Genomic DNA, 8,231 nt, shown 5'->3' on the forward strand with positions numbered 1-8,231 from the left:
GGTTTGGGTTTGGGTTTGGGTTTGGGTTTGGGTTTGGGTTTGGGTTTGGGTTTGGGTTTGGGTTTGGGTTTGGGTTTGGGTTTGGGTTTGGGTTTGGGTTTGGGTTTGGGTTTGGGTTTGCCTTCTGCCAGACCCTAAAAATCCGGATGCTTGAATTCGGACAAGCTGGCGCTTTCGGCCAGGCGTTCCTTCACGAACTCCGGCACATCGGCGCTTTCCACGATATTGAGGGCATTGAACAGAGGGTCCGCGTTCAGCCGCGTCATAAAGGCATCAGTAGGCCAGCCGTCTTCGTCGATCTGGCCATCGAGCGCCGCCAGCATATCGGCCGATAGCTCGGCCTGGCGCATCAGCACCACCGGGCGGCAGTAAAGGCCGCGCTGGCCCATCAGGCCCAGGCATAGGCCGCTCATGGCGTGGATCTGCCGGTTTTGCTGCAGCAAGTCGGCCAGCACGGTGATCTGCATATTGCGGGTGCCTTGCTGGAAGCTGTGCATGATCAGCTGGCTGGATTTCTTCACCAGATAGCCACGCAGGCATTCGGTAAGCCTGGGTGTGCGCAGCAGACCGCCGGGGCCGGCGGCCTCGCCCTGCATGCGGTGAAACTCGATGGTACGCATGGCACCGGTGCGCACGTGGTAGTAGACGATCAGCATGCCCAGCACATAGCGGCCGGGCCAGGCCACCGCCGGGCGCCATAGCTGGTAGACCGCCGGTGCGCCGCTCTTGAGTTTTTGCCGGGTGGTACGCGCCGATTCCAGCTCATGCACCAGGCTCCAGAAATACTGGTCGGGCGCGCGGGCAATGCGCAGCTGCTCGCGCACCTCGTCCCACAGGCCCTGCTCCACCAGATATTCGAGCAGGCGCTGCGCATCGTCGCGCTCCAGCTCGGCCTTGCTGCTGCACCAGCGGCTGAAAGTGAATTGCGAAGCCTGCTGGATCACCTCGGCGCGCGACAGCACCTTGTAATGCAGCATCTCGCGCTCATCGGGCCGGGCGCTCTTGCGGATCTGGCGAAAGCGCTCGCGCAGGAATTCCTGCCCCTCCTTGCCCAGCCGGCCGATCAGCCGCTCGATTTCATTGTCGGGTACCAGTTGCGCGGGGCGTTCCATAAGACAGGTCTTTCAATTTGGCAGGGGTGGGAGGTCTACGAAGCATGCCCGGACTGATCGATCGGCAGCCGCCTGAGCGCTGGACTTGCAGGAGCGACGTTAGCCGCGAAGACGTCGGCAATCGCGGCTAAAGCCGCTCCTGCAGCGGGCGCCAAGGCCGGGGCCATTGTCGCCAGCCGGGCAGGCCAGAGCAAGTTCAACCTAGTCCCTCTCCCCTCGCGGGAGACGGCTGGGGAGATGGGTGGCTACGAACTGCATCACTCAAGCTTCCCGCACGGTCTCAAACAGCCCTTCAGGCCGGTTTGGAACCCGACAAGATCACCGGCAGGAAGGCCGCATATTCCTCGCGCCAGTGCTCGAATGCCTCGATCGGCATCGGCTTGGCGGCAAACCAGCCCTGCGCATAGTCGCAGCCGAGCTTGGTGAGCAGCATCCATTCCTCCAGCGTTTCGGCGCCTTCGGCCACCACTGTCAGCCCGAGCCGGTGACCAAGGTCCAGCGTGCACGACAGCAGCGTGGCGGCGTCGGAGCCATCCACCACCCCGCGCACAAAGGCACGGTCGATCTTCAGCTCGGCCACCGGCATTTTTTGCAGATAGGCCAGCGAGGAATAGCCGGTGCCAAAGTCGTCGATCGACAGGCTGAAGCCGGCAGCATGCAGCTTTTGCATCACCGAAATGGCGGTCTTGGGGTCGAGCATGGCGCTCGATTCGGTGACTTCCAGGCGGATATCGGCCGGCAGCGCGCCATGGCGCTCGGCCAGCGCGCTGACAAACTGGTCGAAATCGCGCTCGGCCAGGTCCACCGTGGAGAGGTTCACCGACACCTGCAAGGGCCGCCCCTCGCGGCGCAGCCGGGCGGTCAGCTGCATCGCCTCGCCCAGCATCCAGCGTGTCAACAGGCCGATGCGGCCAGTCTGCTCGGCGAACGGGATGAATTCCATCGGCGGCACCAGCCCGCGCTGTGGGTGCTGCCAGCGGATCAGCGCCTCGGCCGCCGCCGTGGCGCCATCGGCCAGCCGCACCTTGGGTTGCAGGTAGAGGCGCAACTCATTGCGCTCCACCGCCCGGTTCAGGTCCGACAGCAGGCTCAGATCGGCCAGCCGGGTGGTCTCGTATTCCGGCCGGTATTCCACCCAGGTTTTTTGCTGGCTGCGCGCGGTGTTCAGGGCCACCTCGGCATTGCGCATCACCGTTTCGATATTGGTGTGCGCACCGCTGCCGGTGGCCACCCCCACCTTGGCCGACAAGTCGATCTGCTGGCCGTCCAACTCCACCGGCTCGGCAAACAGCTGCTCGATACGCGCCTGCAGATCGCTCAGGCTGCGGTTCGATGCCCACAACAAGGCAAAGCGGTCGGCATGCAGGCGCCCGACCATATCGGCATCGAGCTGGCTAAGCCGCTGCCCGCACAGCACCAGAATGCGGTCGCCCAGCTGGCGCCCGAGGGCCGCATTCACCGACTTGAAGCGATCAATATCCAGCACCAGCACCGCCAGCGAACGCCCCGCCGCCAGCAAGGCTTCGCCGGCTTTGCGCAGGCTTTCACGATTGGGTAGGCTGGTGAGCGGATCATGCAAAGCCAGCCGAATCGCCTCGCGCTGCAACTGGAAGGCGCGGTAGACCAGGCTGAGGAAGAACATAAATGGGAGCCAGATACTTTGGGCAAATTCAAATGTACTCCCGGGCATTGCAAAAGCTGGAAGCAAGTATTCTGAATTCCCCTGCGTTATTAACGAAAATATTGGAGTCATTGAATAAACAAAAGTCGGAACCAATGCAAGGACAATTAACAAGCAAGCCGAATCCTTGCGTCGCATTCCAACTAGCGCACCATACAACGCCACTGCTACAATAGGAAACAAAAGGACTTCGGAGAACGTAAGCAATGCAGCGCGATTGCCATATGGCGCAACCCACGCCACCACACCCGATCCAAGCATAGCCAATGCCAAGCACTGCAAGACTTTTCCACATTTCGGCGCATTCGCTTTAAACATGCCGAAACGGTTCACCAACATGGCGATTAAAATCCCATGCACAAAATTAGAGTACGAATGCATCCAAAAAGCAAGCGGGCTATATCCAAATGCAGAATAAGCTCCGTGATATATTAAATAGTAAGCAGCCCAAAATAACGCCCACAATGCCATCAGTAGTTGATCAGACTGCCGAAGTGCAGCGCCAATAGTTACAGAAACAAGTGCAACACCGAGAAACAGAGCCACAACTAACAAATCCTCAGCCTGTGCGCGCTGCATATCAAGAATTTTCGAACTCACATCTTCCCAGCCGACACGAACATAACTCTGATAAATAGTATCAGGAACCAACTCCACCCTTAAGTACATTGGAAAATTGAACGTCTGCGCATTTATGAAACTAGCCAAATTCCCAGCCATAATGGCATTATTTCGCCCGCCAGTCCGATATGCAAACGCTATACGCTCCCCAGATCGATCAAATAAATCGAGATTTGATTTTCCACCATAAACAGAAAGGCTAGTCAACATTGACCCTGCCGTAACAGGGCGTGACTCCATCCGCACCCAGCATTGCTGACCAGGTCTAATTAAAAATAAATTCGATTCGACCTCATTCCATTTGTCACCACTGGAATTGCTTATTATAGTAACTTGGTCGTCAACCCCGCACCTATACATCATCGACCCGGCATTGCAATAGGCTGATGTGAGACCAATAATTACTAAGCACAAAGCAACGGCTGATTTCCGTATATTCGCAAAACTCAAAAATGATAGAGCTAGTGAAATGCGCATGCTTGAATGCTCATGATGTTGCTTCTGTTCAAGCAGGTATAGCATGGTCGCCTTGGATTCACACTTGCAAATTGGTTCGCGCCAACCATACTGATCTCGCCATACTTGATGGCAAAGTAGACAACGCGCATCCACCCAACAGACTGGAGCTGAACTATGAGTCAGGGCAACATCGCAGTCGGAAAAATATCTACGAAGGAAGCAATCGATAAGACGGCAGCCGATTTGGCGGACGTTCTAAGCCAGAAAGGCTCGCTCTCGCCAGCGGAGTTGGATCTACGTTTGACGCAAGTGAAAGACAATTTGGATGCAATGGCGAGCCATACCCACAACATAGTTACCGGCCCTCCAAAGCCCTGATCCACGCAGCGCAAAACAGACCTTTCGGGCCTACACCCCGTAAGTAGCGCCCGTTTTAACGGCACATCACAAAGGAGGACGAATCATGAGGAACAAACAAAGTACACCAGCCAGTACAGGCGCTGACGTGTTTGGATCACATCCGAAGCAATCATTCTCGCCACCACTGATGCTTGACTTGAGGCTGCGGCCAGTTCGAGTCGATCGGGCAGCTATGGCCCACCACACGCACAATATCCACACCGGCTGACAGTTGCGGACCGGGCCGTGAGCTACGCAGCACCTCACGGCCGAACCCAATCCAAGCTCGAGGGAAATCAACAGGTCAGCAGAACCTGCTTGCGGCGAGCGCAGCTCGCCTAGCTGTCACTCACGGAGGAGCAAGCAATGAAAAGTAAACGCAAAGTACTGGTTGGTGCCATGACCAGCATTTTCGGTCTGAGCCTGGTCCCAGCGGCCTATAGCGCCGACCTTATGCCCAAAGCGGCAAATCAGAGCAAATTGCAGCATCTTGATCTGCAGTTGAAGCAAACCACCGAACCAAGGAAGTGGATGGCCAATCACACACATGCGTTCGATAGCCATCGCCGATCCAGCTAAACCCAATCATCACCATGCCCGCCAGGCCTTGCTGTGCGGGCTTTTTCTTGTCCTGAGCGGAGGATGTGCCTATGCGTTACCGGCGGGTGGGGGCCTTGCAGCTGTATTGGCAGGATGATGAGCTGCGTTTTCATAACTATTTGCAGCGGCTGACGGTCAGCGCCATTCCGTTTACCGTGGAACTCCTGGACGCGCTGAGCGACTGGCAGGGCCTGGAAGCGCTGGCGCGGCGCTTTTCGCAATACAGCCGCGACAGCCTGGAGCAGTCGCTGCTGGCCCTGGTGGAAAACCAGCTGGTGGTGTGCGAAGGCAGCGTCGCAGCGCAGCGCGATGAACAAGCCTGTCGCGACTGGGCGCCCTGGCTGCCCTCGGCCGGCTTTCACTTCAGCAGCAAGGATTGCCCCTATGTCACCGCCGATTCGCCCGATGAACTGAAGCGCGCTACCCTGCCCAGCACGCCGCAGCCGCCGCATTACAAGCCAGCCCATGGCGATGGCGCCATTGCCTTGCCGCCCGCCACGCCGGCCGCGGGCGAATTCATCGAGGTGCTGCTGCGCCGCCGCACCCACCGCAGCTTCGGCCCGGCGCCGCTCACCCTGGTCGAGGTCGCCACCCTGTTGCAGCTGGTGTGGGGGGTGCAGGACCAGGTGGATACGCCCACTTTTGGCAAGCTGCCGCTGAAAACCAGCCCCTCGGGCGGGGCGCGCCATCCGGGCGAGGTATACCTGATGGCCTTGCGGGTAGAGGGCCTGGCGCCGGGCATCTACCACTATCACCCTTTGCACCACACCCTGGCCCTGGTCAACGAGCAGGCCACGCCGGCCCTGGCCGCTGCCTACTGTGCCGACCAGCGCTATGTGGGCGATGCGGCGGCGCTGTTTCTGATGACGGCGGTGTTCCCGCGCGCCATGTGGAAATACCACAAGCCACGCGCCTACCGGGTAGTGACGCTGGACGCCGGCCACCTTGGCCAGACCTTCTGCCTGGTGGCCACCTGGCTCGGCCTCGCGCCCTTTGGCACCGCCGCGCTGAAAGACACGCTGATCGAAGAGGACCTGGGCATAGACGGGGTGAATGAGTCGGTGCTGTTTGTCACCGGCGCAGGGCGGCCATTGCCACCGGAGGCATGATTGGCGAATTCATGTGGTATTGTTGTGGTATTGCATTTTTACCCACCAGGAATGCCACCATGAAGCCACTGATCCTGCTCGCCGCCCTTGCCCTATTCCCGGCCCATGCGGCAGATAGCGCACCCGCCTGCAGCAAACCCACCTTCCCCGGCCGCACCGCGCCCAAGGCCAAGGTGGATGCATTCAATAACCAGTTAAAGACCTATGGCGAGTGCGTAAGCCAATTCATCGCCCAGCAAAACCAGCTGATCAGCGACAAGGAAAAAGCCATCGCCCAGCTACGCCAGGAAGCCAACGCCGCCATCGATGCCGGCAAGCAGGCCAGCAGCGAGTACAACGACTATGTGCGACAGATCAATGAACAGATTGCCGGCAAGCCTTGATTGGCGTCTTAGAGACAAACCCAGATTCTGTGGACACAGAGGGCACAGAGAAAATCTTTGTGGATTAACCCTTCTCTGTGTGCTCTGTGTTCTCCCCGTTCTCTGTGTCTACAGGTTTGCCTTTCAGGTGCCAGAATGATCCCCAAAAAATCTGTAGGCACTGAGGGCACATAAAACCTGTCTGGCTTTTGCCTTTCTCTGTGTGCTCTGTGCTCTCACTGTTCTCTGTGTCTACAGGTTTGGCTTTTCAGGCGCCGGGATGATCATCCCCCAGAAATCTGTAGGCACGGAGAAAACCTGTCTGCCTTTTGCCCTTCTCTGTGCGCTCTGTGCCCTCCCTGTTCTCTGTGTCTACAGGTTTGGCTTTGTTAGGGCACTTTCACAGCGCCTAGCGCGGTGCCGCCACGAAGGCCATTTCCACCAGCATGCCGGGGCTGACCAGTTCCACCTTCAGGCAGGCACGCACCGGGGCGCAGCCCTCTGGCAGCCAGGCATCCCATACCTCGTTCATCGCCGGCACATTGCGCAAGTCGGTGACATAGATGGTCACCATCAACAGGCGCGATTTATCGCTGCCGGCCAGGGCCAGGGTGGCTTCGGCCTGCTCCAGCACCAGGCGGGTCTGGGCCGTGATATCGGCGGCGAGGATGGCCGGCACTTCCACAAAGTGGATGATGCCGCCGTACACGGTAGCGTCGGACCAGCGGGTTTCCGGGTTGATGCGTTGAATGTCCATGCGAACTCCTTGATCGGCAAGGCCCCGAGCCTACCGCATGCGCCGCCCGCAGGCACGGGTCGACCGCCGTAAACGCAGCAGTTGCGGGCCGGATGACACAGCAGCCTTGGTAAAACTACCAAAAAATGCACTCAGCTTTCGTTCAGCTTTCGCCACGCACTATGGCCGCCATCGACCGCAGCACTGACACAGCAGCCGGTCCCAGCCCCGAAAGGAAACACCACATGAACACCCTCACCACCACCCTGATCGCATCGACCCTCGCCCTGATGGCTTTCGGCGCCAGCGCCAATGAAGCCGCCAAGCCAAGCGAGGCCAAGGAAGCCCAAGCCGCCCCCACCGCCAGCAAGGCTGGTCACCACAAAGCGCACAAGCATCACAAGGCCACCGAGGCCAAGGCAAACGACGGCAAACAGGACGCCGCCAAAGCAGACAAAAAGTCCTGATCTCAACCCCGCACTATCCCTTACACACTGAAAAAGGAATCACCATGAACAAGTCCATCGCTAACCTGATCGCCACCTCTTTCGCCCTGGTGGCCTTCGGCGCCCAAGCCGCCGACGCACCGGCCGCCAAGCCTGCCACCCCGGCCGCAGTTGCCAAGCCAGCTGAAGCGGCAAAGCCAGCAGAAGCCGCCAAACCGGCGGAAGCTGCCAAAGCTGTAGACGCCGCCAAGCCAGCCGAGGCAGCCAAGCCGGCCGACGCTGCCAAGCATGCCGAAGGCGCGATGAACGCCGAGGCCAAGAAGGCTGGCAAGCACCACAAGAAGTCGGACAAGAAGGCGGAAGAAAAGAAGGCTGACGCCCCAGCCGCCAAGCCCTGAGCGCCAATCGTCGCCGGCTGATACGGCGCCGCAAGGCTCGAACCAGCCGCGCACTCACCCTCCCCCACGCGGGGAGGTCTGTGGAGAGGGGGCGTTCAAGCGGCAAGTGGCCCGCCCTTTCCCCGACCCCTCCCCCGTCTTGGGGGAGGGGTTTTCTTTTGCGCAGCACCAATCAGCCGCGCACCTGCCTACAACGCCATGTTTGGCGTTTCTGCATCACTGGCCGCAAACCCAGCAGGGCTGCGGCATCCCTGCATCGATTGCGCTGCTACACTGGCCCTCGCCCTTTTTCTTGTGCCAGGTTTCCC

The 8,231-nt window shown here is 59.3% G+C and carries 8 protein-coding genes; 4 read left to right on the top strand and 4 right to left on the bottom strand.

All coding sequences use genetic code 11. The features are described from left to right. Positions 1-134: 134 nt before the first annotated feature. From ACE3OH_RS12585 to ACE3OH_RS12595, 3 genes are all read right to left on the bottom strand, one after another. Positions 135-1,112 carry a hypothetical protein gene (locus ACE3OH_RS12585; RefSeq protein WP_374353057.1) on the bottom strand — a complete coding sequence of 326 codons (978 nt, stop codon included), beginning with the start codon at positions 1,110-1,112 and terminating at the stop codon, positions 135-137. Positions 1,113-1,404: 292 nt separating this feature from the next. Then, positions 1,405-2,754, bottom strand: coding sequence for a putative bifunctional diguanylate cyclase/phosphodiesterase (locus ACE3OH_RS12590; protein WP_374353060.1), 1,350 nt, complete (start codon positions 2,752-2,754; stop codon positions 1,405-1,407). 1,863 nt (positions 2,755-4,617) lie between these two features. Continuing rightward, a complete protein-coding gene (locus tag ACE3OH_RS12595; RefSeq protein ID WP_374353063.1) occupies positions 4,618-4,836 on the bottom strand; it encodes a hypothetical protein in 219 nt (72 codons plus the stop codon). Positions 4,837-4,922: 86 nt separating this feature from the next. On the opposite strand from ACE3OH_RS12595, the gene ACE3OH_RS12600 reads away from it, so the two are divergent. Then, the gene (locus tag ACE3OH_RS12600) at positions 4,923-5,981 is read left to right on the top strand and encodes a SagB family peptide dehydrogenase (protein WP_374353066.1); all 1,059 of its coding nucleotides are present in this window, start codon (positions 4,923-4,925) and stop codon (positions 5,979-5,981) included. 59 nt (positions 5,982-6,040) lie between these two features. Further along, positions 6,041-6,364 (top strand): hypothetical protein, encoded by a 324-nt coding sequence (locus tag ACE3OH_RS12605; RefSeq protein WP_374353069.1) that lies wholly within the window; start codon positions 6,041-6,043, stop codon positions 6,362-6,364. A gap of 388 nt (positions 6,365-6,752) precedes the next feature. Here the strand turns inward: ACE3OH_RS12605 and ACE3OH_RS12610 are convergent, their stop codons facing one another. Continuing rightward, the gene (locus ACE3OH_RS12610) at positions 6,753-7,100 is read right to left on the bottom strand and encodes a RidA family protein (protein WP_374353072.1); all 348 of its coding nucleotides are present in this window, start codon (positions 7,098-7,100) and stop codon (positions 6,753-6,755) included. A gap of 224 nt (positions 7,101-7,324) precedes the next feature. On the opposite strand from ACE3OH_RS12610, the gene ACE3OH_RS12615 reads away from it, so the two are divergent. Both ACE3OH_RS12615 and ACE3OH_RS12620 read left to right on the top strand, forming a co-directional pair. Next, positions 7,325-7,546, top strand: a complete 222-nt coding sequence (locus tag ACE3OH_RS12615) for a hypothetical protein (RefSeq protein ID WP_374353075.1) — start codon at positions 7,325-7,327, stop codon at positions 7,544-7,546. A 44-nt stretch (positions 7,547-7,590) separates the two neighbouring features. Then, complete coding sequence (locus tag ACE3OH_RS12620) at positions 7,591-7,923, top strand: hypothetical protein (RefSeq protein ID WP_374353078.1); 333 nt, start codon at positions 7,591-7,593, stop codon at positions 7,921-7,923. The last annotated feature ends 308 nt before the right edge of the window (positions 7,924-8,231 follow it).

The organism is Chitinimonas sp. (assembly GCF_041904975.1).
In the GTDB taxonomy this organism is placed as follows: Bacteria; Pseudomonadota; Gammaproteobacteria; order Burkholderiales; family Chitinimonadaceae; genus Chitinimonas.

Excerpts from the sequence above, each read along its gene's own strand:
- ACE3OH_RS12600 (WP_374353066.1), top strand. The coding sequence starts at position 4,923 with ATGCGTTACCGGCGGGTGGGGGCCTTGCAGCTGTATTGGCAGGATGAT.
- ACE3OH_RS12605 (WP_374353069.1), top strand. The coding sequence starts at position 6,041 with ATGAAGCCACTGATCCTGCTCGCCGCCCTTGCCCTATTCCCGGCCCAT.
- ACE3OH_RS12620 (WP_374353078.1), top strand. The coding sequence starts at position 7,591 with ATGAACAAGTCCATCGCTAACCTGATCGCCACCTCTTTCGCCCTGGTG.
- ACE3OH_RS12585 (WP_374353057.1), bottom strand. The coding sequence starts at position 1,112 with ATGGAACGCCCCGCGCAACTGGTACCCGACAATGAAATCGAGCGGCTG.
- ACE3OH_RS12590 (WP_374353060.1), bottom strand. The coding sequence starts at position 2,754 with ATGTTCTTCCTCAGCCTGGTCTACCGCGCCTTCCAGTTGCAGCGCGAG.
- ACE3OH_RS12610 (WP_374353072.1), bottom strand. The coding sequence starts at position 7,100 with ATGGACATTCAACGCATCAACCCGGAAACCCGCTGGTCCGACGCTACC.
- ACE3OH_RS12615 (WP_374353075.1), top strand. The coding sequence starts at position 7,325 with ATGAACACCCTCACCACCACCCTGATCGCATCGACCCTCGCCCTGATG.
- ACE3OH_RS12595 (WP_374353063.1), bottom strand. The coding sequence starts at position 4,836 with ATGGCTATCGAACGCATGTGTGTGATTGGCCATCCACTTCCTTGGTTC.